20 protein-coding genes and 1 pseudogene are annotated in these 25112 nt (G+C 46.0%); 12 read left to right on the forward strand and 9 right to left on the reverse strand.

The genetic code is table 11. The features are described 5' to 3' along the window. Positions 1–163 precede the first annotated feature (163 nt). From Tanf_RS09100 to Tanf_RS09145, 8 genes are all read right to left on the reverse strand, one after another. Positions 164–1384 carry a spondin domain-containing protein gene (locus Tanf_RS09100; protein WP_236684418.1) on the reverse strand — a complete coding sequence of 407 codons (1221 nt, stop codon included), beginning with the start codon at positions 1382–1384 and terminating at the stop codon, positions 164–166. 683 nt (positions 1385–2067) lie between these two features. Beyond that, positions 2068–2616: an RNA polymerase sigma factor gene (locus tag Tanf_RS09115; RefSeq protein ID WP_014223670.1), complete on the reverse strand. Its 549-nt coding sequence runs from the start codon at positions 2614–2616 to the stop codon at positions 2068–2070. 137 nt (positions 2617–2753) lie between these two features. Continuing rightward, positions 2754–3377: an HAD family hydrolase gene (locus Tanf_RS09120; RefSeq protein ID WP_236684419.1), complete on the reverse strand. Its 624-nt coding sequence runs from the start codon at positions 3375–3377 to the stop codon at positions 2754–2756. A 58-nt stretch (positions 3378–3435) separates the two neighbouring features. After that, positions 3436–4680 carry a DUF1015 domain-containing protein gene (locus Tanf_RS09125; protein WP_046825652.1) on the reverse strand — a complete coding sequence of 415 codons (1245 nt, stop codon included), beginning with the start codon at positions 4678–4680 and terminating at the stop codon, positions 3436–3438. A gap of 93 nt (positions 4681–4773) precedes the next feature. Then, positions 4774–5694, reverse strand: a complete 921-nt coding sequence (locus tag Tanf_RS09130; protein WP_014223666.1) for a 3-phosphoglycerate dehydrogenase — start codon at positions 5692–5694, stop codon at positions 4774–4776. Between the two features lie 26 nt (positions 5695–5720). Continuing rightward, the gene (locus Tanf_RS09135) at positions 5721–6095 is read right to left on the reverse strand and encodes a four helix bundle protein (RefSeq protein ID WP_014223665.1); all 375 of its coding nucleotides are present in this window, start codon (positions 6093–6095) and stop codon (positions 5721–5723) included. 27 nt (positions 6096–6122) lie between these two features. Beyond that, entirely contained in the window at positions 6123–7193 is a 1071-nt protein-coding gene (gene serC / locus Tanf_RS09140; protein WP_041590523.1) for a 3-phosphoserine/phosphohydroxythreonine transaminase, read from the reverse strand. Positions 7194–7318: 125 nt separating this feature from the next. Beyond that, positions 7319–10198, reverse strand: coding sequence for a PD-(D/E)XK nuclease family protein (locus Tanf_RS09145; protein ID WP_046825672.1), 2880 nt, complete (start codon positions 10196–10198; stop codon positions 7319–7321). Between the two features lie 475 nt (positions 10199–10673). On the opposite strand from Tanf_RS09145, the gene Tanf_RS09150 reads away from it, so the two are divergent. The 5 genes from Tanf_RS09150 (at position 10674) to Tanf_RS09170 (ending at position 18339) form a co-directional block, all read left to right on the forward strand. Beyond that, on the forward strand, positions 10674–11255 hold the full coding sequence (locus tag Tanf_RS09150) for an RNA polymerase sigma-70 factor (protein ID WP_046825653.1): 582 nt from the start codon (positions 10674–10676) through the stop codon (positions 11253–11255). A gap of 66 nt (positions 11256–11321) precedes the next feature. Continuing rightward, entirely contained in the window at positions 11322–12299 is a 978-nt protein-coding gene (locus Tanf_RS09155) for a FecR family protein (RefSeq protein WP_046825654.1), read from the forward strand. 168 nt (positions 12300–12467) lie between these two features. Then, entirely contained in the window at positions 12468–15833 is a 3366-nt protein-coding gene (locus Tanf_RS09160) for a SusC/RagA family TonB-linked outer membrane protein (RefSeq protein WP_161794958.1), read from the forward strand. A gap of 14 nt (positions 15834–15847) precedes the next feature. Continuing rightward, complete coding sequence (locus Tanf_RS09165) at positions 15848–17380, forward strand: SusD/RagB family nutrient-binding outer membrane lipoprotein (RefSeq protein WP_161794959.1); 1533 nt, start codon at positions 15848–15850, stop codon at positions 17378–17380. A gap of 83 nt (positions 17381–17463) precedes the next feature. Continuing rightward, complete coding sequence (locus tag Tanf_RS09170) at positions 17464–18339, forward strand: glycoside hydrolase family 16 protein (RefSeq protein WP_046825656.1); 876 nt, start codon at positions 17464–17466, stop codon at positions 18337–18339. A gap of 168 nt (positions 18340–18507) precedes the next feature. On the opposite strand, the gene Tanf_RS09175 is transcribed toward Tanf_RS09170, so the two are convergent. Then, positions 18508–19455: a CPBP family intramembrane glutamic endopeptidase gene (locus Tanf_RS09175; RefSeq protein ID WP_080948608.1), complete on the reverse strand. Its 948-nt coding sequence runs from the start codon at positions 19453–19455 to the stop codon at positions 18508–18510. Between the two features lie 161 nt (positions 19456–19616). Between Tanf_RS09175 and Tanf_RS09180 the strand changes: the two genes are divergently transcribed. The 7 genes and pseudogenes from Tanf_RS09180 to Tanf_RS09210 all read left to right on the forward strand — a co-directional run bounded on the left by Tanf_RS09180 (position 19617) and on the right by Tanf_RS09210 (position 25109). After that, the gene (locus tag Tanf_RS09180) at positions 19617–20657 is read left to right on the forward strand and encodes an asparaginase (RefSeq protein WP_046825658.1); all 1041 of its coding nucleotides are present in this window, start codon (positions 19617–19619) and stop codon (positions 20655–20657) included. Between the two features lie 153 nt (positions 20658–20810). Further along, the gene (gene nusB, locus Tanf_RS09185) at positions 20811–21737 is read left to right on the forward strand and encodes a transcription antitermination factor NusB (RefSeq protein ID WP_046825659.1); all 927 of its coding nucleotides are present in this window, start codon (positions 20811–20813) and stop codon (positions 21735–21737) included. A gap of 81 nt (positions 21738–21818) precedes the next feature. Next, entirely contained in the window at positions 21819–22157 is a 339-nt protein-coding gene (gene yajC / locus Tanf_RS09190; RefSeq protein WP_014223652.1) for a preprotein translocase subunit YajC, read from the forward strand. A 10-nt stretch (positions 22158–22167) separates the two neighbouring features. Continuing rightward, positions 22168–23172 carry a CdaR family protein gene (locus Tanf_RS09195; protein WP_014223651.1) on the forward strand — a complete coding sequence of 335 codons (1005 nt, stop codon included), beginning with the start codon at positions 22168–22170 and terminating at the stop codon, positions 23170–23172. Then, on the forward strand, positions 23169–23753 hold the full coding sequence (gene coaE, locus Tanf_RS09200) for a dephospho-CoA kinase (protein WP_014223650.1): 585 nt from the start codon (positions 23169–23171) through the stop codon (positions 23751–23753). The genes Tanf_RS09195 and coaE overlap by 4 nt, the downstream gene beginning before the upstream one ends. A 96-nt stretch (positions 23754–23849) precedes the next feature. Then, positions 23850–24278, forward strand: a pseudogene (locus Tanf_RS09205) (DUF5606 family protein); the annotation flags it as partial. 276 nt (positions 24279–24554) lie between these two features. Continuing rightward, complete coding sequence (locus tag Tanf_RS09210; RefSeq protein ID WP_014223647.1) at positions 24555–25109, forward strand: helix-turn-helix domain-containing protein; 555 nt, start codon at positions 24555–24557, stop codon at positions 25107–25109. Positions 25110–25112 lie beyond the last annotated feature (3 nt).

Below are 25112 nucleotides of genomic sequence, written 5' to 3' on the forward strand. Positions count from 1 at the left end.
TGAGGTCAGAATATCCGATAAGGATTTAGCCCTGCTTCAAATGGAACGTTTATGTATTATAAGGTGTTTTGAATAAAGACAAGGTATGAAGTAAAATAAACAAGAGGGTGAACTTCAATCGATTACCCTCTTGTCCATATTCTTTTTATAAATGTAAGAAAATCTATTCAATCGTAATTTTAAGCACCTGATTTACTTCCGGTACGGGAAATTTCTTTCCAACGATGGATATCGGCATGCTTTCTTGTTCCGGAGTCCCTCCGAAAAGAGCCTGTTTATTTCCTGCTCCGGGATACTGATCGACCCCTGTGCCCGAGTCCAATAAAGCCGTTTGTAAAGTAACATTTCCTTTATATAAGGCTGATATTTCTTTTTCATTGGCATAAAACCAGTCATTGGAAAAACCGAACATGGTAGCATACGCAATCTTGTCACCTTTCATTGCTTCAAAACCGGTCATTATTTTTTGTCCGGGTGCTACAGGGGTATTACCTGCAACATAAACCCTTTTGACTCCGGCCGTCTTTTTCAGTGAATTCATGATTTTTTCCATATTTCCCGATTGAGACAGCTCTTTCAATCCCATTCCGTTATCTTTTTTCCCCAATTCATATATTGGGTTCTTCGTTCCGGAATAGACAACGACCAAAGCAGGAGATATACCGGTCATAATCCCCGTGTTTGCCTTCAGTTTTGCCAACATCTTATCAATCTTTCCCATTTGAGCGATAGCCGTAATTTCAGGATTGGAAACTTTTCCGGGGGTAAAAAAAGGCATTTCAGCCAATAATTTTTTTCCGTTATAGTTAGAAACGGCCCAAATGCCCGGGGAAAAAGGAGTTTCATGTTTCGTACCTTTCGAGATGTTGGATATGGTCAATGTGAATTCGGATGAAGATTCATTGTAATTCAAACTGAGTTTCATCAATTGGGCTGCATTCACTCCGTTTACTTCCATAACCGGCTTGGACTCGACGGCCCCTGTTTGGTCGTTCTTCGTGCCGTTATCCCATAGTTTCACGTACGAGGATACGTCTCCGGTCATTGCTTTTCCCTGTTCATCATATAGCTTAATACCTGGCTGTTGTGATGCAAAGAACCAATCTTTTGACGCACCGTACATTGTTGCAAACATCAAAGCCTGTGTTTTACCGGCATGAAATTTGAAACTTACGGAGCTCCCTGGTAGAATGATCGGTTCTTTTACTTTTTCATCTCCTTCGCCTTTGAAAAAACCGCTCTCTACAAAATCTTTCACTGCGACGACATTTTCAAAAGAAATGGTCCTTTTTTCCGAACCTTTTTCCATTTTGTCGTCAGCCTTATCGCACGAAACAAACAAACATGAGGATACAATTCCACCCGCCAAAATCATGGCTTTCATCTGATTTTTTTTCATATAAACTAAGAATTTAATAAATAAAATTAGGGTTTTGGTTAATATATGATTGAATATAGTTATCCGTAAAAACATGACTTGAGCATGCATTCCTCATCGGAATGCAAATTGCTGTTTCGATAGATTCCGTTTTTTTCGAGAAGACGGTATCGTAAACCGGACGAACAGCCATGCAGTCGATATATTTTGCTTGAATAAGAACGAATTTCCCATTTCGGAACAACGAGTCCGCGATGGATTTGAGAAATCGTGTTACAGCAATTGTAATAAAGATAATATGTCTTTTATTCATTTGTCAGTTTTTATAAAGAGTTCAAATAACCATTATTGGAAATTTGTTTCGTTACTTTAGTCGCCGATTCTTTAAAATCCTGACAAAAGAAAAGACTAAAAATGCATCTTTTTTTTTATGTTCTCCTTAAATAGTTGGATTTCATCAGTATGAAAAGATTCTTTTGTGTATTCTTTCCGTTTATTTCGTAAAATACGGTCTAACTGTTTTACTTTTCGGTAATAGGCACGACACCATTTACAAAAATACAGATGAAGCGATAACCGTATTCTTTTTACAAATGAGAGTTCTCCCGCAGTCTCTCTCTCAATCAGCAAAGTAGCTTTGCTACATGGCAGAATGAGAAGGTGTATCCATTTATTTAATGTTGCATTCATTATTGTTCAAACCAGTTTCGTTCCAAACATTCTCTCAATTGCAAACGACTCCGTTGCAATACTTTCCATAAATTAGTCGTTGTAAGTCCAATTTCCTGACAAATCTCGATGGCTTTCTTTTCCTGGAGGTAATATAATTTTACGAGAAGCTTCCATTTGGGCGGAAGGCGATCTATGCAGTTTTCCAAAGTGTCGTTAAATTCTGTATTGTCTGTAAGATGATCGGTGTCATCATTCCAATAGTTGAGCACATTTCCATCTTTCCAAAAGCCTGTTTCGTCAAAAAAATGAGACAGACTTATGGTGGATGGAGCTTTGTATTTCTTCCTGTAAAAATCTGCTGTTTTGTTACGGAGGATATTGTACAACCACGTGAGAGGATCACTTTTACCCTGAAACGTATGATATGCCGAATGCGCTGTGATGAAAACTTCCTGAACCATATCCATCGCATCCTCTTTGTCTGAAAGTAAATATCGCGCCCTTTCAAGAAGTGGCCGGGAGTATCGTTCTATCCATTTATTTAATTCTCTATCTTTCAGATTCATAATGCATCTTCATTCATCATCTCACCTCATCCGATTTAAACATGCAATATTCGTGAAAAAATCCTGAATATGCAAATGATTTGCATAGATTTTTTGCTTTCTGCAGATACGGTGAGAAGGTACAACGAGTGCCGAGATCAAAGTTGTTTCAGGCATCGGTCGACATCGGCTCGCCAGTCTTTGCCGTTTTCGGCAAGCAAGGTTACGAATCCTAACGACCTTGCCGTTTCGAGATGCTGTATGCCATCGTCGATATATAAAGATTCGGAGGGGATGATGCCGCTGTCGGCGATCATTTTCCGGAAAATTTCGGGATGGGGTTTCATGCATTTCAGTTCGTACGAGAAATACATCCGGTCGAAATAGTCGGAAATCGGGCGGCGGGCCTCGGAGAAGTCGCTCGTTTTTGCCCATTCCACGATCATATCGTTGTTATTGCTCAGCACGTAGCATTTGTATTGTTTACGGAGTTCCAGAATATAATCGAGCTTATAGACGGGCGCAGGATTGACCATGCTCTTCCATGCTTCACGGATGGCATCGGGGTGAAGTTCTTTTCCGCAATGATCGGATAATAGTTGGCAGAATTCGAGCGTTGTGATGTCACCGTTTTCAAGCGAACCGAACAGTCCGTTGTGGCTGTAAGGATTGATGAGGTCGGACGCGTCGCTGACTCCCAAGGCCTTGAACTGACGGACGGAACGCTCACGCGAGAGGTCTACCAGCACGCCTCCCATATCGAATACAATGTTTTTTATCATAGTCATAAAAAAACGAAGCGCGAGGTATCTCTTGATCCTCCGCGCTCCGTCGTTTTTTTTAAGTCAGTTTATGGATTACCAGTCCCGAACGCAGTTTCGGTTCGAACCACGTCGTTTTGGGCGGCATGATATTGCCTGTATCGGCGATGTCGATCAATTGCTTCATCGAGACGGGGTAGAGCGCAAGCGCCACTTTCATTTCGCCGCTGTCGACCCGTTTTTTCAACTCGCCTAATCCACGGATACCGCCGACGAAGTCGATCCGTTTATCACTACGTAAATCTTTGATTCCAAGAATTTCGTCGAGAATCAGGTTCGATGAGATCGTTACGTCGAGCACGCCAATCGGGTCATTGTCATCATACGTTCCCGGTTTGGCCGTGAGCGAATACCAGTTTCCGCTGAGGTAGAGCGAGAACTCGTGCAGACGTGTCGGTTTGAAAATCTCCGGACCTTTCTTTTCGACGGTAAAGTGTTTGGAGAGTCTGTCCAGAAAAGCTTCGTCCGACAGTCCGTTCAGGTCTTTCACGACGCGGTTGTAATCGATAATCGTCAATTGGTTGGCCGGAAAACAAACAGCCATGAAGTAGTTATATTCCTCATCGCCGCGATGGTTCGGGTTTTGCTGCGCTTTCTCGGCGCCGACGAGCGCGGCCGCGGCCGAACGGTGATGCCCGTCGGCGATATACATGGCCGGCATGGCTGCAAACAGTTCGGTGATGCGCCGGATATCGGCCTCATCGTTAATCACCCAGAACGTATGACGGAAACCGTCTAACGCGGCCGTAAAATCATATTCGGGCTGCCCGGCCGTATATTGGGCCACAAGTGCGTCGATCTCTCCGTTTTCGGGATAAGCGAAGAATACGGGCTCGATATTGGCGTTGTTCACCCGCACGTGTTTCATGCGGTCCTCTTCCTTGTCGCGGCGCGTGAGTTCGTGCTTCTTGATTTTGCCGGTCATATAGTCTTCGACATAAGCGCAAACCACTAGCCCATACTGAGTCTTTCCATCCATCGTCTGGGCGTAGATGTAGTACTGTTCTTTATCGTCCTGTACCAGCCACCCTTTGTCTTGAAACGTTTTGAAGTTCTCCGCCGCTTTCTCATAGACTTTCGGGTCATGCTCGTCGGTGCCGACGGGGAAGTCTATTTCGGGTTTGATGATGTGATAGAGCGACTTTTCGTTACCCTGCGCTTCGGCACGCGCTTCTTCGGAGTTCAACACGTCGTAAGGGCGAGACTGTACCTGTTCCACTACGTCCTTCGGCGGACGTATGCCTTTGAAAGGTTTAATTTTCATGTTGGATTCATATTAAAAGACCTCCCGAAATCGTAATCGCAAACACGATAATAACGATTGTGTGCATGATCTGCGGGAGGTCTTTCCGGTTCATTACTTGTTTACCTGAAATGTTCGATTACCGTTCTTCAGGAAGTCCACAATCTGGTTGGCTGCGGCGATGCCGGCGTTGATGTTGGCTTCGGCCGTTTGTGCACCCATTTTCTTGGGAGTACTGAAGTAGCGTCCGGCAAACTTCTCGGTCAGTTCGGCATGATTGCCCGGCATGATGTCCGTGAGGTACTTGAAGTCGGGGCGTTCTTCCATCACCTTGACCAGATCGGCCTCGTTAACCACTTCCTTGCGTGCCGTGTTGATGAGCATGGCTCCCTTGGGCATGCCGGAAAGCAGATCGTAACCGATCAGGTTTTTCGTTTCGGGTCTGGACGGAACATGCAAGGAGATGAACTGGCACGTTTTGTACAATTCTTCGGCCGATGAAACGGCTTTCACACCGTCAGCCTCGATGATGCTGGCGGGGCGTGAGTGATGGTAGGCGTAGACCTCCATCCCGAACCCTTTGGCGATGCGTGCGACGAGGCGTCCGATGTTTCCATACGCATGGATTCCGAGTTTCTTACCTAACAGTTCGGTGCCGGAAGAACCGTTGAACAGGCCGCGTACGCCGTACACCATCAAGCCTAATGCCAGCTCGGCCACGGCGTTCGAGTTTTGCCCCGGCGTATTCATCACGCATACGTTGTGCGCTGTCGCGGCCTCGAGGTCTACGTTGTCATAGCCTGCGCCGGCGCGCACGACAATTTTCAGTTGCTTGGCCGCATCCAGCACTTCGCTGTCGACCTTATCGCTGCGGACGATAAGTGCGTCCGCATCTTTCACGGCATCGAGCAGTTGGGCTTTATCGGTATATTTTTCCAACAGCACACATTCCATTCCGGCTTGTTCTACAGCGTCACGGATTCCTTTCACTGCCACAGCGGCAAACGGTTTTTCTGTTGCAATTAAGACTTTCATGATAATTAATTGTCAGTTGTTAATTGTTAATGGTTATTCTTTTCAACAATCTGTTTTTTCTTTGTTTTGATAATGCTTGTCAAGAGTTTAATCAGCTCGGTACAATCTGCCAGTAAAGATCCCGATTCACGCGAATTCAGATAATCGGTTGCTTCGAGTAAACGAAGCCAATACATAGACTCCGAACATTCTTTTTGTGCAATTGCCAATTTATGGATAAAATCCAAATCAGACTCGGCCTGTGTGCTTTCGGCAATGTTGGCTCCGATCGATGTCCCGGAGCGTAACAATTGTTTCGACATACAAAACTCCTTTTTCTCATCACATAAATAGGTGTATAATTTCACGATACGAATCGAAAAAGCGAAGCTTTTACTCTCCAGCACATTGCCTTTCTTCATTGACAATTGACCATTAACAATTGACCATTAGCCTTTCTTTTTCTCAAATTCCTTCATTGTTTCGACTAATGCTTTTACGCTCTCGAGGGGCATAGCGTTGTAGAGCGATGCGCGGAAGCCGCCTACCGAACGATGTCCCTTGATACCGACCATTCCAGCAGCAGCAGCAAATTCGGCGAACGAGCTTTCAAGTTCTTTGTATTCGTCGTTCATGACGAAGCAGACATTCATCAACGAACGGTCTTCGGGCACTGCCGTACCGCGGAAGAGTTTGTTGCGGTCGATTTCGTCGTACAGCACGGCCGCTTTTTCCTGATTCTTCTTCTGTAACACCTTGACGCCTCCTTGTTCCTTATACCATTTCAGCGTTTGCAGTGCGGCGAAGATCGGCAATACGGGCGGAGTGTTGAACATCGAATCTTTATCGATATGCGTCTGGTAGTTCAGCATGGTCGGGATGGGACGTTCCACTTTTCCGAGTGCGTCTTTGCGAACGATGATGATCGTCACGCCGGCGGGTGCGAGGTTTTTCTGTGCTCCGGCATAGATGACGTCATATTTGGAAACATCGACCGGACGGGAGAAAATGTCGGACGACATGTCGGCCACGAGAGGTACGTTCACCTGTGGGATGTCATGAATCTCTGTTCCGTAGATGGTGTTGTTCGTCGTGATGTGGAAATACTCCGTATCCGGTGCAAGAGTGTAGTTCTTGGGGATGTACGTGTAGTTTTTGTCTTTCGACGAGGCTACAAGGTCTACTTCGCCGAAGAACTTCGCTTCTTTGATGGCTTTCGATGCCCATGTACCGGTGTCGAGGTAGGAGGCTTTTTTCTTCAACAGGTTGTAGGGTACCATGCAGAATTGGAGGCTCGCGCCACCGCCGAGGAAGACGACTTCGTGTGTCTCCGGCACATGAAGCAGCTCTTTAACTAATGCGCGTGCTTCATCGTTGACGGCCACAAATTCTTTCCCGCGATGGGATACTTCCAACAGTGACAATCCCGTGCCTGCAAAATTCAATACGGCGTCAGCCGTGTTCTTAATCGTGTACTCGCTCAAAATCGAGGGCCCAGCATAAAAATTGTGCTTTCTCATAGCTCTTTTAATTATGTTGTTAATTAATAAATACGTTGGGGCAAAGATAGAAATAAAATCAAGGAACAAGCCATCTGTGAGAGGAATTAACACAAGGTAAAAAAGAGTGGTTGATCATGAACGATTTATCTTCCGCAGATGTCGGTAAAAGGGCAATAAGAACATTTTTTGGTGTGGATTGTTTGTCCGAAGGGAACGGAGGGATCGAACACCTCGTCAAGGCAATGGCGCAGGTTGTCTTCGAACTCATCGCGGAGGACGGCAAAGTCGGTGACCGGCTCTTTTTCTTTGCCTCGGTAGACGGACGGGTCGAATTCGTGGGCAAAGAGGTGGCGTACGTAGTAGATCGAGGGTTGTATGGGCATGCCGTTGCTTCGATCGCCATACATCCATGCATAGGTGAAGACCTGCATGATGGCGGATTGACGTTTCTCGTCGGTGCGATCAAAGAGGTTTTCTACGGTTTTGAAGCGCATGTCTTTCTTCATGCCGGTTTTGTAATCTACTACGCGGATGGTGTCGCGCACTTCGTCGAGACGGTCGATAAAGCCTTTGAGGTTCACCGTTCGTCCGTCGGTAAGAGTGAACGGATGGCGAATTTCCATCTCCGAGGCTACGTAACGAAAGGGGGTGAGACGGCGGTCGCGTTCAAAGATTTTACGTACATATTTTCGGATCATCTCGCCGGTCAGGTAACTCTGTCCGTTCAGGGGGTGCGGCTCGGCAGTATGGAAAAAGAGTTCGGCGAATGCACGCCGGATTTTTTCGGTGAGTCCCTTTTCGTCGGCCGCGAGTCGCAACAGATCGGCCGTTACTTGCGCTCCGCAGTAGGGACGGTACGATTCTTCCATAACTTGATGCAGGATATTTCCGAACACACGATTATCGACGTTCTCCACTACTTCTTCTTCCTCCTTGAGTTTTTCGACCGAAGAGAAGTAGAATTTCAACGGGCAGTCTAAGTACATGTTGATGGTGCTGGCCGAGAGCGCCCGCGTGCCGCTTTGCAAAAAGTCGTCGAGGTGGCGGAGGGTCTCTTCGGTTTTGACCACTTGCAAGGCCGGGGGCCTTGAGGAGGCGATGTTGTAAACGACTAACTTTTCACGCAGCGGCGTTTCGTAATGGTAACGCAGCTGATGCACATAGCGGCTTACTTCACCCGTGTTTAATCCGTCGGTACGCGTGTCATAGAGCAGCGTGACATGTTTGGCGCGCGCGATCATCCGGTAGAAATGATAAGCCCAGATGCTGTCCTGATGTTCGTAGGTGGGCAGTCCGAAGCCGCGCCTCAGGTTATAGGGGATGAAGGAGGCGGCGGCTTTGCGGGCGGGGAAAAAGCCTTCGTTCACGGAGAGCACGATCAGCCTTCCAAAATCAAGCACGCGCGTTTCGAGCACTCCCATGACCTGAAGTCCCGACAACGGTTCGCCGCGGAAAGGGATCGTGATCGTTTCGGTGAGCCGTTCGAGCAGTCGCGTGTACGTATCGACCGACATTTCGATGCGCGACGCTCCGATAAGGTCTCTCATCCGGTTGACCGTCGTGAAATAATGGTAAACAAATTCCTGCTCCAGCTCGTCCATGCCGGTGGGTTCCTCTTCGTCGTCGGCATCTCGCTCGATGCGTTGGGCGGAGAGTATGCGGTTCAGCTCTTGAAGCACGGCGATGAGGTAGGATGAGACGTCGGCGGTCGTTGGCGCGGGGTCGAAGATCAGCGTGAGCAGAGGCGTCTGTTGCAGGTCGGCCGCGGCGATGTAGATGCGGTTGTTGTCGGTAATCTGCCTGACGATGGCGACGATCTCGGCGGGCGACGTAGCCTGAATATACCGGTGATTAAGCACGGGCAAGACCTCGCGATGATAAAAGCAGGGCTTTCCGTCGATAACGCGCATGTTTTTTCGCAATGCGAGCACGGCTTCCATCAAGGAGGCTACGGGCGTGCCGGAAAGCGGATAGCCCAGCGTGACGTTGATGTGCCGAATGGCTTCGGGCACGGAATGAAGCACGGGGATGAGCAGTTGTTCGTCGGGCAGTACCACGGCCGTGCGTAAGGCTTCGTCGGCGCTCATCTCGTCGCGTCCGCCCAGTGCTTCTTCGAGCAGGGCATGCACCTGTTTGGCCTGCCCGATGCGTGAAGGGATGCCGATCAGCGTAATGTCGGGCGTGTGCGGCGGCTCCGGAGGACGTTTCAACAACGAAGGAAACTCCTTCACGTATTCGCGCACGAAGTACGACGCCCGGTTGTCCGAGTCCAGAACCTTGTCGCCCGTACCGGTATCCCAGTAAAAGTCGGCAATCTCTTGTTGCTTCAGGAGTTGCAGCAGGGTGTGTTCCGTTTTCGAGAGGGCGCTTAACCCGACGAAAATCACCTTCGAGTAAGGCAGCCGGCAAGCGCCTTCACGCTCGATACGTTCGACGACCTCACGGCTGATCATCCCTTCGTACCCTTTGCCTTGCGCGGCCAGCGTGTCGCGCAGCTCGCGGTAGACGGCATAGAGCATCTGCCAGACGCTTAGGAAGTAGCGGCGACTCGCCCCTTCTTCGCCGGGACGGAACGACGACCAGAACGCGCGGATAGCCTCGATCTGATGCGTTTGCAGGTAGCTCCAATCTCTCTCTACTTCATGCAAGTCGGTCACGTTCGTAAACAACTGGCGTGCGTCGGCCATATATTTGTCCACATCGTCGAAATCGTTGAGTAGCATCTCACCCCAGAACACGAAATCGTCGAATGTCTCCTTCGCACCGCTGTGGCGGATGTAGATATGATAAAGGAGGAAGAGCATTTGCAACCGGTCGGCCGGTTGCTTGTCGCTCAATTGTGCGAACAGTTCGCTGATGGTTCGTATGGTGGGTGAAAAAATCGGTCGACCGGCTGCTTGCGAGAGGTATTTGCGGAAAAACAGTCCGGCGCGACGGTTGGGAAACACGAAAACCATCTGCTGTACGTCGGTGCCGTACGTCTCGTAAAACAAGGTTGCGATCTGTTGTAGAAAAGGAGTCATCCGGATGTTCTTTACCTGCGCAAAGGTACAATTTTTTTGTTCCTCCCAATCATGGGAGCGATCATATCGATACATTGCTTTTTTTTCTTGACAGACTGGGGAAAAAACTAGTCGAGAATGGCTTTTTTTATATTCTTTACACAGCAGATGATCGAAAAGAATACCAATGACTCGATTATTTGCATGATGCACCGATCAAACTCTTTTGCGGATAAAGCACAATCACTTTTTCTGTAGATAGGATACGATCCCAAAAGGGTTAAATATATTTAAAAGTTATCCATGGGTGATTTTTCTTGACCGTAATGTATTATTTTTGGGATTAAAAACAGTTGATTATTTGTTAGATATGCAGATTTAGAAAAAAAACGATGGCAAACTGTCCGGAAATCGGTTGGGGGGCAAAATTGCGCAAAACCCAACAAGTGAAAAACAGTTGTCATATTATTATTGGGGATATTCTATTATAAATTTAATGGTTAACGATACCAACATCCTTGAGGCTCTGAAAAATGGTTCGAAGGAAGCCTTTGAAGCCATTTATAAACAATACGCGGGAAAACTGTATCATTTTATTATCACGCTTTCGCATGGTAATCAATATATGGCGGAAGAGATTCTTCAAGCCACATTTGTTAAGCTATGGGAAATACATCCGCAGGTAAATCCGCAAAAATCAATTCTTTTCTATCTGTCTTCTATCGCAAAGAATATGCTTTTTAATCGATATCAACGGCAAACGATCGAATTTCTTTATCAGGAAAATTTAGCTCGTGAAAAATCTTTCTGCGACAACGATATAGAAAAAGAAATCGATCGAAAATGGTTTGAAGAGTATTTACATCAAGTAGCGGATAAATTGCCTCCGGCGCGAAAAAAGATTTTTATTTTAAGCCGGTTAAAAGATTTATCGACCAAACAGATTGCCGAGATGATGCAGATCTCGGTCAGTACGGTAGAGACTCAACTTACGTTAGCCACCAAATTCGTACGAAAACAATGCGAAAAAGATTATGATAAACTGTTCTTCTTTTTCTGGATGTTGTCTTTTTTATAAGAAGAAGAGAATCTCTTAGCGGAATATGGTTCTTAAACTGTACTATATAAAAAGAGAAAACGAAAAATGATCGATCAACATTATATAGATATTTTTGAAAAGTTTCTTCGTAACGAGATATCGGAAGAAGAAATTGATGAATTACAGGCTATTATGTATATCAATAAAGATATACAACGTTATTTTGAAAACCGGCTTGCCGAAACCGAACATGCTATTCATCCTCATTTGCAACAGAAAGTATTTCGCGCGATTATACAGGATATCGAGCAAAAAACAAAACGTTCTTTTCTTCTGTCCTACCGCAAAAAAATATTACAATGGGCGGCTATTCTTTTACTGCCTTTGATTTCCGGAATAACAGTTTATTATTTCATGTCGGAAGACGGTCGGCACGCGACTCCTACCGTTTTTACAACGCAAGAAGGCGAGAAAGCGGAAGCGATACTCCCCGATGGTAGTAAAGTTTGGATCAATTCCGCTTCTACTCTCCGATACGATGATCGGTTCAACCGCAATGAACGGGTCGTTTATTTGGAAGGCGAAGGATATTTTGAGGTTAAACCCGATGCCGACTGCCCTTTTACGGTAAAAACGCCATCGATAGATATTCAAGCCTTAGGAACATCGTTTAATGTGCGCTCGTATGAGGCGGATCAAGAGGCTTCGGCCGTTCTGCTCGAAGGAAAAATAAGAGTAGTGGCTTCAGGACAGGAAAAAACGCTGCAAGTAAATCAGCGTATCCTTTTCGATAAAAAAACACAACGATTTGTTACGGACCGGGTGCAGGCTTCCCATTTTATCGAATGGAAAAAAGGAAGCCTTTATTTTCATAATCAGACATATTATGACATAGCTGCGACGTTATCGAGGATTTATAATGTAAATATCCGGGTAGCTTCGGAAGAACTCCGTCCGATGCGTTTTACTGGAACACTCGGAAGTAACGGGATTAAGAACGCACTTGATATATTATCGCTAACCTCGCCGATGCGGTATGACGTAAAAGATACTGTTATTATCCTCTATCATAAAGACGGGTAGTTAAAGAATATTAAAGACAACGATTCGATAGCGTAAAATTTTGAGCAAACTGTATTCTATATACATGTTTTCACAAAGTTTATACGTTTGAGGCAGTTTGTATCATATTAATTTAACTTTTTGTCTATGAATGAGAATCTATTACAAAAGAAAAACGAAACATGGAGTTTGAAAAGACTCTTTGTTTTTCTTGTACCGTTGTTTTTGGTTTTGCCGGTCTATTCGCAGATTACTGTAAACATACAAAATGTACCTTTGCGACAAGCGCTTGGCGAAATAGAAAAAGTCAGTGATTATCGTTTTTTTTACAGCGAATCATTAACCGTATTGAATCACAAATGTTCCTTACGAGTTACGGATGCGAGCATCGATGCCGTAATGCGTGAATTACTTGCCGATACGAATGTTACCTACGAGAAGAATAATCTGATTATCGCTCTGATTGAAAAAGGAGTTAAAAGTCAAAAGAGTAAAGTAGTTGTACGTGGACGTATTACTGACACGCAAAACGAACCTGTTGTCGGAGCCAATATTATAGAAGAGGGCGCATCCGGCAACGGAACGATCAGTAACGCGGACGGTGCGTTTACTTTGGAAGTAAATCAGGGAGCTATTTTGAAAATATCGTACCTTGGATATCGTGATGTAATACTTCGTACGACAGGAAAGACCTCATTCGAGGTTGTTCTGGAAGAAGATACAAAGGCATTGGGCGAAGTGGTTGTAACAGCCTTAGGCATTAAACGGGAAGAGAAAGCCTTAGGATATGCCGTACAAAAAATCGATGGTGAAAGCTTGCAAAAAGTATCGGGAGTAGATGTCAGCACCTCGCTTACCGGAAAAATCGCGGGACTTTTAGTACGAAATCCGACTGATTTCAACGTTGTTCAATCCATCACGATTCGTGGCGAGGAACCTCTCTTAGTCATCGACGGAGTGGCGTATGCCAATAAGACGTTACGCGATATTTCGTCCGAAGATATCGAATCCATTAACGTGCTTAAAGGAGCTACAGCTTCGGCTCTTTATGGTTTCAGAGGTTCGAACGGAGCTATTTTGATTACAACCAAGAACGGAAGTTCGGGGAAGATCGGTGTAACAGTCGATTTCACGACTAATACGTTATTTTCGTCCGGTTATTTGGCCGTTCCCGAAAAACAAAGCGTATATGGACGTGGAAAAGATAACGCATACGATAAAAATTCGACCGAATCATGGGGCACGTTTATGGACGGATCGATTAAGAATCAATGGGACCCGTTCCTGAAAGAATATCGCGATTATGAATATCTTCCCGTCGGAAAAAATAACTTCAAGAATTTTCTTGAAAAAGGATACATAACTAATAACAACGTAAACGTCTCTTTTAAAGGAAAAGAAATCGCTTTGCGAAGCTCTGTTAACTGGACTCAAAATAAAGGACTGTATCCTAATTCCCGGCTGAATAAGTATTCTTATACATTAGGAGGCGATATTCAGCTCGGGAAATTTCAATTATCCTCCAACATGTCGTATGCGAAAAGAGAGTCGCCTAATATGGGCTTTAATTCGTATAAAGGATATGACCCGATGTATTCTCTGCTCATCAACTCTTCAGCCGATTTTAATATTCTGGATTATAAAAATAATTATTGGCTAAAAGAAGGAGAAATACAGAATTATACGTACAGAAGTCAGGTTAATAATCCGTATTTCGACAGTTATGAAAAAACAAACGAGGTCTCCAGAGATATATTCAACGCCGATTTGTCCGCAAGCTATCAAATCGCGGAATGGCTCAAGGCTACCGTAAGATCGGGACTGGATTTTTATATCGACCGCGGAAAACTTCGAGTATCACGAGGGTCGTTCGTATCGACAGGCGATACCGGTATTCCCGGAAATCCTTATACATGGAACGGAACGAAAACGGGAGCTTATCTGACCGGACGAACACAGGGATTCAGTATGAACAATGATTTTCTGCTTACAGGAAATCGAACGGTCTTCGACCGACTTGAAGTCGATTATCTGGCCGGCGGAACGATCTTCTACAGAAGAGATGATAACATCAATGCTCAAACGGATGGAGGGATTTTCGCTCCGGGCTTCTTCTCACTCAAAGCATCGGTAAAGCCACCCAAAATAGGAGAAAGCATGCACGAACAACAGGTAAACTCCCTCTTTGGCCGGCTTGCACTGGCCTGGAATAAGATGATCTATGCCGAAGTAACCGGACGAAACGACTGGAGTTCCACATTGGCCGGTCCTCATGTACCGAAGTCCGATATGTCTTATTTCTATCCTTCAGTATCGGGAAGTTTCGTCGTCTCCGAATTATTGCCCGAATCAACCCGAACATGGTTGGATTTATTAAAAATCAGAAGCTCTTGGACTCAATCCAAAACTCCGGCCGCTATTTACGCCATCAATCAGGGATTTTCCGTAACTACGGGCACCTGGAATAACATGAACGGAGCTTCGGCACCTCATACCATTTATCCGGCCTCTGTCCGTCCCAATGCGTCGCAAACGTATGAAGTCGGGATGCAAGGTATCTTCCTTAAAAACAGATTGTCGGTCGATGTTTCCTATTACGACAAGAATATGTATGACTTTTTGAAAAATGCAAGTATCTCTCCGGCTTCCGGAATGACGAATATATTTGTTAATCTTGACGAACGAATCTCACGTCGGGGATGGGAGGTTTCCGTAACGGCTACCCCCATAAAAACGCAAGAATGGCAGTGGGATATGGCATTCAACTGGTCTACTTATAAGCGTGTTTATACTCAACTCGATTCAGTCTATTCGACTAAAAAACCATGGATCAAAAAAGGAGAACGTGTAGATGCCTACGTTGCCAATGATTTTATGAAAGTTCCGGGAACGAATGATTATATTTATCATAACGGACGTCTTCAAAAAAGCAAATATCAATCCGTTATGGGATATTCAGATCCGGATTGGCTATGGGGCTTTCATACGACGTTGAGGTATAAAGATTTTTCGCTGTTCCTCTCGTTCGATGGAGTCGTCGGAGGATTGATGGGCACACGAACCGAAAGTTATATGTGGCAGATGGGAGTACATCCTCAATCCGTCACTCCCGAAAGAGCTAAAGACGTAGAAAATCCGGGGTCATTGAACTATTTGGGACAAGGTGTGAAAGTCGCATCCGGTAAAGTCACTTTCGATACGGACGGGAACATTACAAGCGACACGCGGACGTATGCCCCGAACGATGTTTATACGACTTATAAGCAGGCAATGCAGGATCTACACGCCAGTAGCGCGTGGGGAGGCTCTGCAAGCCCTGCCGATATCTATTCAAAGACGTTTATTAAGCTGCGAGAAGTCTCCCTCACTTATCATGTGCCACGATTATTCCTTGAGAAGTGGGGACCTGTGAAAAATGCGTCGATAAGTTTCATCGGACAGAATGTATTCTTATGGGCTAAAGATTTTAAATATTCAGATCCGGACGGTGGAAACGAAGATTTTGCCGATCCATCTGTCCGATATCTGGGAGCAAACATAAAACTAACCTTTTAAACATGAATATGACAATGAAAAATTGGATTTCTATCGTTGTGATCATGATCGCTTCATGCATAATTGCTTCGTGCGATAACTTTGAAGACATGAACCAGAATCCGGATCAGCCGAACAAGGTTTCTCCGGAGATGCTCGCAACGCAAATATTGAAAAATACGTATCGCTTCTGGAATCCTGTTCCGGACGACTTTCAGCAGGGTACGAATCTTATGAATAAGCATATCGCGCTGTTGCGCACCAATCCGAATCCGGCACAATATTTCTACTCTTACTATCCTTACGGAGGCTTCGGAGCGTACGCGGGGCTGACCGATCTGCGCTTGATGTCGGAATATTCGAAAGGCACGAAACAGGAACCGTCATATAACGGATTAGAGCTATTTCTAAAAGCTTCGTTGGGGTTTTCGGCTACCTTAAACATGGGAGATGTCCCCTACTCCGAAGCGGGGAAAGCGCATGAAGGGATTACTAAACCGAAATACGACAAGCAGGAAGACGTTTTTAAACAAGTGCTGGAAGATTTCCGGAAAGCGGAAGAGTTTTTCGCCCGCGATGAGAAATTTGATGGCGATATGATGTTTAACGGCGATGCAGAGAAATGGAGAAGGCTCTCCAATGCAATGCAGTTGAAAGTTTTGCAGACGTTGAGCCGGAAGATTACCGACGAACAGAAAACACGCTTCGCCTCAATTGTCGCAGCCGGTCATCTGATGCAGGGTAATGACGATAATTTCAGACTTATTTACAGCGATAACCCCAATGCCGGCTATCCGTTCTGGAATGGTGAAACACATCGTTCGTATACGGCCGTCTCGAAGTTGTGTGTCGACGCATTAAAGCAATTGAACGATCGGCGTCTCTTTTACTTTGCCGAGCCGGCCGAGAAACTGATCAAAGAAGGAAAGAAGGAGTCGGAGTTTGACGCGTACGAAGGTGCGCCTACCGAGTTATCGGCCGAGAAATTGGCGGTCAATAACAGCGCGGGAATGTATTCGCTAATAAATAAGCGTTATCCGTTGTACCTTGACGGAGAACCGATGCTGATCTTTACTTATTCGGAGCAATGCTTTATCATTGCCGAAGCGATTGAAGAAGGATGGGTGAAAGGCGATGCCAAAGATTATTACGAGAAAGGGGTTCGAGCCATGCTGGAGTATTATATGAATCTTCCTCATACGAAAGAGCATGTACACGGGATGGCTATCGATAAAGATTACATCAAAAATTATTTTACGGGAGCTGCCGCTTATGCCAGATCCGGATCGAAGCAAGAGCGTCTCCAACAAATTTGGACGCAACGGTGGCTGATCGACTTCTTTCAGGGGAACGGGGGAAACTATCCGCAGTTTTTACGTACCGGCTATCCGGTTTATCCGCTTGATGCGTCGACTTGTATGAACCCCGATGACAAAACGACTTATCCCAAACGATGGATGTATCCGACCAGTGAACAAACGGCTAACCCCGAAAATTATCACAAAGCAATCGATGAACAGTATGGAGGGTATGACGGAATTAATCAGGTTCCATGGTATTTAAAATGAAGATAGATTAGATGTGTGGTCGTGTCGGAAAGCGTATTTCCGTTTTTCGGATCTGCTTCCGGCACGCCTTTTTACGCTTATTTATGATGATGACTTATAAAATGTATCTGTTTACGATAGCCTTTCTCATCTTGTTTGCTTGTAACAAACAGAAAGAGGAAAAACGACCGAATGAAGATTTTCAGCGTATTATTACTCCGACCGGGACATGGAATCTGGTGTGGAATGAAGAATTCGATTACGACGGACTGCCTGATACAACGAAATGGAGCTACGATACACAAGGTAACGCGTGGGGTTGGGGAAACAACGAGGCGCAATACTATACGGCGGCCGACCCCGATAATGCGTCTGTGAAAAATGGTATCCTTACGATTACGGCCCGGATGGAAACCATGGAGAACAAACGATATACGTCTGCTCGTTTAATCACGAAAGAAAAAGGAGACTGGCTCTACGGACGTTTTGAAATATGTGCTAAGTTGCCTCGAGGAAAAGGCACGTGGCCGGCTATCTGGATGCTCCCGACTCAATCGGAGTACGGAAAATGGCCTGCCAGTGGCGAAATCGATATCATGGAAAACGTAGGTTATGATCCGGATCATATTGTGGGTACGGCGCATACGCAACGTTATAATCATACTAAGGGGACACAGAAAAGCGCGACGCTCCATATCCCAACGAATTCGACCGATTTTCATGTGTATGCTCTTGAGTGGGAAGAGAAAGAATACCGGCTGTATGTAGATGAAAAACATTTTTTCACTTTTACCAATGAGGGAACAGGATATGCCGAATGGCCTTTCGATAAAAAGTTTCACCTTATCCTGAATTTGGCCATCGGAGGTAATTGGGGAGGACAGCAAGGAATTGATGACGCGTTATTTCCTCACCATTTCTATATCGATTATGTGCGGGTCTATCAAAAGCAAGCTAATTCCGTCTCTTCTTCGAAATAATCTGAAATGTTTTGGACGAAAAATCGAATGAATTTTACGTTAACAGGGCGGACAGTATCTCAGTCTTTGGATTAACAGTCAGCTAACCAATTCAACAATTAAACTCTCGAAGGGCTTTTCACTCTTCACTCTTCGTTTTTCACTTTTGACGGTAATCCGTATCGGGCTTTACGAAAGGACGGGAGAGGGAGGAGGGACGCGGCGTGTCAGGATGCCGAATTTCCATTTGTAGATGAATGCGAGGATGCCGATAAACACGATGCTGGAAATAACGGCGATGAACAAATCTTCGCCGGGGTTGATGATCTTGGCTTTAAACAGTGCATCGGTTCGGAGTGCTGATCCTTCATACGTCATCAACATGGATCCCAGAATATTATTGATTGAATGAGCACCCATGGCCAGTTCGATACCATCGTCGAGCAGTGAAATCAGCCCGAATGTCAGTCCGATAAGAAAATAGTTTGCCATCATCACTCCGAAGCCGTATTTGGTTACTTCAGGATTGGCCGAATGCAGGAGTGCAAACAGTACGGAGGGAATCAGGAGCGTCCACAGGCGGCTGCCTGTCCATGAAGCGACGCCTTGCGCCAGATACCCGCGGAATACAAATTCTTCGCACGAAGACTGAATAGGGATCATCGTCAAGGTAATGATCGTTAGAAAGATAAACCGTACAGGCTCGAAGCGGAACTCGAAATTATTGGGGTCTGTCATATAGTTGATCGCAAACGACCCAACCTGCAAAACGCCCCATACGGCGAGGCCGACAAAGAAACGCGACCAGCGGACACGCTTCGTGCCGTTAATGACCTCTGTCCATGACCGTCCGTGAAACATTTTGATGATCCATATTGCAACAGCCAGAAATACGACAAACGAAAACGCCATAGAAGCTAAATACAGGTTCGAGTCGATACCGGACATCATACTTTCTTGCGAAAAGCTGTTTATGTCGGTGAGCGGCTTCGGGTTTTGTATCCATTGGGTTATTAATATAATGAATAGAGAGATGGCTCCAACGGTGTTCGTTGCCATAAAACAGATAAATATCACAAGTAAATACCAGTACCATTGGCTCTTTTGTGCGGTGACGCATTCTAAATGATTAGTCATGTAATATAAAGTTAAATTATTCAACCTCGGTGCGCTTTTTCGGCGGACATCCGCAATGCTTCGGCCGATCAATCGCAGTTTGGGGACAAATATAAATCATATTTCAGAACAACAGCATGTTTTGTCCGGTTTTTTTCTACTTTTGCAATCTAATTTTTTGAATGATGACACAACTTGATAAAGCATCTGTTTTGTTGATTTATACGGGAGGAACCATCGGCATGGTAGAGAATTCTGAGACCGGCTCGCTCGAAGCATTCGATTTCCGCCATATCCGCGAAAATATCCCGGAACTCAAAAAGCTCGGACATGCGGTATCGTTTATTCCTTTCGATCCGCCGTTAGATTCGTCAGACATCGGACCGGAATCGTGGGCAAAGATGGTGCGGACGATTGTCGAAAACTACGATAAATACGACGGTTTCGTGATTCTTCACGGAACGGATACGATGGCATTCACCGCGTCAGCACTGAGTTTTATGCTCGAAAACCTGAATAAACCCGTTATTCTGACCGGTTCGCAGTTACCCATCAATATGCTGCGTACCGATGGAAAGGAAAATTTAATCACGGCTGTAGAGATCGCTGCTGCGAAGGTGAACGGGAAGCCGGTCGTGCCCGAAGTCTGTATCTTTTTTGAGAACTTGTTGATGCGGGGCAATCGTACAACAAAAATCGATGCCGACGATTTCAATGCTTTCCATTCCTCCAATTACCCGGCACTCGCTCGCGCCGGCGTGACAATCCGCTACGAGACGAACCTGATCTATCACCCTCAGCTCGTTAAACCACTCAAACCGCATTACGAGATGGATAAGCATGTAGTGGTCCTGAAACTTTTCCCGGGAATATCGGAAGATGTCGTTCGATCCGTCCTGCACATCCCGAACCTGAGAGGCGTCGTACTCGAAACATTTGGAAGCGGCAATGCTCTGACCGACGAGTGGTTTCTCAAGCAGTTGCGCGAAGCCGTAGAACGCGGCATTACGATCGTGAATGTGACGCAGTGCGCGGGCGGACGTGTGGAGATGCACCGTTACGGGGCAGGTCGTACGCTCCTCGAATGTGGCGTGTTGAGCGGTTACGACAGTACGACGGAGAGCGCCGTCACCAAGCTGATGTTTCTTTTCGGGCAGGGACTCACTCCGAAAGAGGTGCGTGACTATATGCAATACTCGCTCATCGGCGAGGTGACGGTCTGAACCGGGCGCCGGCAGTGAAACGGATGAAATCTCGCGTGAGATTGATTATCTTTGTCGCCTGTTTCATTAATTATAGTCGTAAAAAAGAAAACAGATATTGAAAGAATGTATATCTTTGCGGTCTAAAAATAGGTTTAGAAGATCTTTCATACAATGATAAACAGGGTTTTGATCCGCATCAAAGTGTTGCAAATCGTGTTTGCTTACTATCAGAATGGGAGTGATGATTTGAAAATGGCTGAAAATGAGCTTTTTTTGAGTCTGCGCAGATCGTATGATTTATACTATTATTTCCTGTTGCTGATCGTCGAGGTAACCCGTCTGCACGAACGGCAGTTGGATACGCGAAAGCATAAATATCTTCCTACCTCTGATGAGCTAAATCCGAACATGCGGCTGGTCAATAATCGTCTGGCACGGCAGATCGAAGCCAATGGGAAGTTGCAGGCATACGTTAAGGAGCACGGTGTCTCATGGGTTAACGAGACGGACTTTGTGAAAAGGGTGCTGGAACTGATTCTGAATTCCGAGCTTTATGCCGAATACAAGGACAGTGAGGACGATTCGTATGAAACCGATCGTGAATTCTGGCGCGCCGTATTCCGGAAACTGATTTGCCGGAATGAGGAGTTGGAAAATGCACTCGAAGATATCAGTATCTACTGGAACGATGACATCGAGATTATTCAGACGTTTGTGATAAAGACCATCAAACGTTTCGAGGAAGCTCATGGGAGCAGGCAGGAGTTGCTGCCGATGTTTAAGGATGAGGAAGATCGGGATTTTGCCATTCAACTCTTCCGTAAAACATTGCTGTATGGCGAGGAATATCGCGAGCGTATCGACCGGCATCTGAGAAACTGGGAGTCTGAACGTGTGGCGAACATGGACTTGTATATTATGCAGATGGCCCTGGCCGAGTTGCTGCATTTTCCGAATATCCCTGTGAATGTGACCCTCAACGAATACATCGATGCGGCTAAGGCGTACAGTACGCCGAAGAGCGGAACGTTTATCAATGGTATTCTTGATTCGATTGTGCAAGAGTTGGCCCAGGAGAAACTGTTGTTCAAAGCCTGATTTTTGATACGCTGCTTGTTTTTCTGTCCGACTTGCTTTATCTTTGCCCGAAACAATTATTTTTTTAATGTATAAAGAGATATGAATTTGTTCAACGTATTATTGTTACAGGCGCCGGCCGGCGCATCGCCTGCAGGTGGAAATGCGGGCTACATAAATATTTTGTTATTGGTGGCTTTGGTGGCGATCTTTTATTTTATGATGATCCGTCCGCAGCAGAAACGCCAGAAAGATATTCAGAAAGCACGTGAAGCGATGAAGGTGGGAGATAAGGTGATCACTTCCGGAGGAATTCATGGAAAGATCAAGGATTTGGGCGAGACGTCCATGTTGATAGAAATTTCGGAAGGCGTGCGGGTCCGGATCGAGAAAAATTCGGTGTTCGCCTCGTCGGAAGATGTGCAGCAGCAAACCAAATAAAAAACATCATATGTCGCGACTTGGAAAATCACCCTCGTTCAAGTCCGAGACTCGAAAAGTAAAGACCCTCATTCGTCGACGGAAATGGCAGGAGGTCTTTACTTTTATGATCTTTCTGTTGCTTTCGCTGGGATTCTGGTACCTGCAGACCTTGCAGGACGAATACGAAATAGAGATTGTCATCCCGGTGAAATATAAAAATGTACCGACTGGTAAAGTTTTGACGGGCGACAATCCGCAGGAGATTATTGCGAGGGTGAGAGACCGTGGAACAGTACTGATCAATTATTCGTGGTTTAGGACGTTTGCTCCGCTTGAGATAGATGTCAAAGCTCTTCAAAAGGCCGGAGGGCACAAAGGCACGGTAACCCGTCGCATGATCGAAACGAGTATATCGAAACAACTGATCTTGTCGACCTCACTGCTAAGCTTCGAACCGTCGTCCATACAGATCGAATACGATGACTTGTTGAAGAAAAACGTGCCGGTAGTCCTTGATCTACTGGTTTCACTCGAGCCCGGCTTCCAGATTTCCGATACGATAACGATTACCCCATCGAAGGTGGAGGCGTATGCTGATCGTGCCATGCTGGATACCCTGCTCACGGTGAAGACTGTCTCTCTGAATGTTGAGAATCTCAACAAAACGAAAGAACTTACCGTCGGTCTTCAACCGATCGAAGGAGTGCACTACGAACCGGAAGAAGTGAAGGTAAGCATTCCGGTTGAAGAATATACCGAGAAACGGCTGGCTCTGCCGATACAGTGCGACAGTGTGCCGGGAAACTACATCTTGCGCATGTTCCCGTCTTCGGTCGAGTTGCTTTTCAAACTCCCGCTTTCGCGCTTCAAGGAAGTTTCTGAGGCGGACTTTGAGATACGGATTCCTTTTCATGAGTTTGAGACCCATCGTGAGGCCGGCGAATTGCCTATTCGTTTGACAAAACGGCCCGCACGGCTGTCGAATCCGATACTGACTCCGGAAAAGATTGAATTTATTCTGGAGCAGAAATGACGGTAATCGGAATCACGGGAGGCATCGGGAGCGGTAAATCGGTCGTTTCGCGTCTGCTGGAAACATATGGTGTGCCCGTATATAATGCGGACAGGGAAAGTAAACGTTTGACGGTCTCGTCACCTGTTCTTCGAGAGCGTCTGACGGCATTGCTGAGTGCAGACATCTACACCTCCGAAGGCCTGAATCGTGCATTAATGGCCGAACGAATCTTTCGCGACACGGTCCTGCTCGAACAAGTCAATGCCATTATTCACCCCGAAGTGTCGAAAGATTTTGACTGCTGGAAGGCCGGTTTGCAAACGGAGGTCTGTGGACTCGAATCTGCCATTCTGTTTGAATCGGGTTTTAACAGAAAAGTGGATTGGACGCTTATGGTAGATGCACCGGAAGAGGTGCGCCTCAGTCGCGTCACGGTTCGCGATGGTGTGTCGGAAGCCGATGTGCGGCGGCGCATGAGCTATCAATGGCCGGATGAACGCAAGAAAGCCCTGGCCGATAAAGTCGTGCTGAACGATGAGCACACACCTCTGATTCCCCAAATGGAGGCACTTATGGCTGAATTAGGGGGAATCGGATGAAAAAGACAGTATGCTAAAAATATGTTTATTTTTGTCGAATTCGGAAGAGTTGCATTATCTTTGTCCATCATAATAAAAATGTAAAAAGAAAGAGTTATGCTGAAAAAAATCCTGTCGGTATCGGGAAAACCCGGTTTGTATCAGATGGTTTCACAAGGAAAGAATATGTTGATTATTGAATCTCTGACGGATAAAAAGCGGATTCCGGCATATGCGAGAGATAAAGTCATTTCGCTGGGAGACATTGCGATTTATACGAACGAGAAAGAAGTGCCGCTCTACGAAGTGCTGAGCAGTGTGAAACAGAAAGAGAACGGCCAAAAAGTGTCGATTGAGTTAAGCAAGGCTTCTCCGGACGAACTTCGTGCCTATCTGGCCGAACTACTTCCCGATTTCGACCGCGAGCGTGTCTATCCGACGGACATCAAGCGTTTGCTGACTTGGTACAATCTCTTGTTGGAAGCCGGTATTACGGAGTATGAGCCGCAGGAGGAAAAACAGGAAAAGAAAGAAGAGACGGCTGAAACTGCTGTCGAAGAGCCGAAGAAAGCAACGCCCCAAAAGACTGTGCGTGCGAAATCGACAGCTGCAGCTTCGACAACGGCAAAAAAACAGGCGACACCGAAGAAAGCGACTGCAGCCAAAACGACGCAGCGCACACGGCAGAAATAATTGCCTTCCGGTGGAACTCTTTGACGAAGGGCAGGAATTTGTCCCTGCAGGCTCGATGAAACATACAAGGTCTTCCGGCAGTCGCAGACGCAAGGGCGACCTTTTCAAACAGGTAGAATACATGGTGTGATGAACGAAGAAATCAAACAAATTGCCGAACGTCTGAAAGGACTTCGGGATGCATTGGATATTCCGGTGGAAGAGATGGCGAAGGTCTGTAAGATGTCACCTGATGAATACCTGCGTCTCGAAAGCGGGACAGCGGATATCTCTGTCAGCGTGTTGCACAGTATTGCACATGCCTGCGGTGTGGAATTAACGACACTCATGTTCGGTGATGAACCGAAGATGAGTGCCTATTTCGTGACGCGTAACGGCAAAGGCGTATCGGTTGAGCGTACGAAAGCATATAAATACCAGTCGCTTGCCGCAGGCTTCTCGAAGCGTAGAGCGTATCCGTTCATGGTCACCGTACATCCCAAGCCGGAGAGTGAACCGATCTACCTCAACACACATTCCGGACAGGAGTTCAACTACGTGATCCATGGACGCATGCTGTTGCAAATTAATGGCAAAGACTTGATTCTCGGTGCAGGAGACAGCATCTATTTCAATTCCGAATTGCCGCACGGCATGAAGGCGCTTGACGGTGAAATCGTCCAATTTCTGGCGGTGATTGTGTAATTT

This window comes from Tannerella forsythia, assembly GCF_001006485.1.
GTDB classification, from domain to species: Bacteria; Bacteroidota; Bacteroidia; order Bacteroidales; family Tannerellaceae; genus Tannerella; species Tannerella forsythia.

Bases quoted from the DNA above. Each gene is read 5' to 3' on its own strand.
- Tanf_RS09100 (WP_236684418.1), bottom strand. From the start codon at position 1,384: ATGAAAGCCATGATTTTGGCGGGTGGAATTGTATCCTCATGTTTGTTT.
- Tanf_RS09115 (WP_014223670.1), bottom strand. From the start codon at position 2,616: ATGAATCTGAAAGATAGAGAATTAAATAAATGGATAGAACGATACTCC.
- Tanf_RS09120 (WP_236684419.1), bottom strand. From the start codon at position 3,377: ATGATAAAAAACATTGTATTCGATATGGGAGGCGTGCTGGTAGACCTC.
- Tanf_RS09125 (WP_046825652.1), bottom strand. From the start codon at position 4,680: ATGAAAATTAAACCTTTCAAAGGCATACGTCCGCCGAAGGACGTAGTG.
- Tanf_RS09130 (WP_014223666.1), bottom strand. From the start codon at position 5,694: ATGAAAGTCTTAATTGCAACAGAAAAACCGTTTGCCGCTGTGGCAGTG.
- Tanf_RS09135 (WP_014223665.1), bottom strand. From the start codon at position 6,095: ATGAAGAAAGGCAATGTGCTGGAGAGTAAAAGCTTCGCTTTTTCGATT.
- serC (WP_041590523.1), bottom strand. From the start codon at position 7,193: ATGAGAAAGCACAATTTTTATGCTGGGCCCTCGATTTTGAGCGAGTAC.
- Tanf_RS09145 (WP_046825672.1), bottom strand. From the start codon at position 10,198: ATGACTCCTTTTCTACAACAGATCGCAACCTTGTTTTACGAGACGTAC.
- Tanf_RS09150 (WP_046825653.1), top strand. From the start codon at position 10,674: ATGGTTAACGATACCAACATCCTTGAGGCTCTGAAAAATGGTTCGAAG.
- Tanf_RS09155 (WP_046825654.1), top strand. From the start codon at position 11,322: ATGATCGATCAACATTATATAGATATTTTTGAAAAGTTTCTTCGTAAC.
- Tanf_RS09165 (WP_161794959.1), top strand. From the start codon at position 15,848: ATGAAAAATTGGATTTCTATCGTTGTGATCATGATCGCTTCATGCATA.
- Tanf_RS09170 (WP_046825656.1), top strand. From the start codon at position 17,464: ATGATGATGACTTATAAAATGTATCTGTTTACGATAGCCTTTCTCATC.
- Tanf_RS09175 (WP_080948608.1), bottom strand. From the start codon at position 19,455: ATGACTAATCATTTAGAATGCGTCACCGCACAAAAGAGCCAATGGTAC.
- Tanf_RS09180 (WP_046825658.1), top strand. From the start codon at position 19,617: ATGATGACACAACTTGATAAAGCATCTGTTTTGTTGATTTATACGGGA.
- nusB (WP_046825659.1), top strand. From the start codon at position 20,811: ATGATAAACAGGGTTTTGATCCGCATCAAAGTGTTGCAAATCGTGTTT.
- yajC (WP_014223652.1), top strand. From the start codon at position 21,819: ATGAATTTGTTCAACGTATTATTGTTACAGGCGCCGGCCGGCGCATCG.
- Tanf_RS09195 (WP_014223651.1), top strand. From the start codon at position 22,168: ATGTCGCGACTTGGAAAATCACCCTCGTTCAAGTCCGAGACTCGAAAA.
- coaE (WP_014223650.1), top strand. From the start codon at position 23,169: ATGACGGTAATCGGAATCACGGGAGGCATCGGGAGCGGTAAATCGGTC.
- Tanf_RS09210 (WP_014223647.1), top strand. From the start codon at position 24,555: ATGAACGAAGAAATCAAACAAATTGCCGAACGTCTGAAAGGACTTCGG.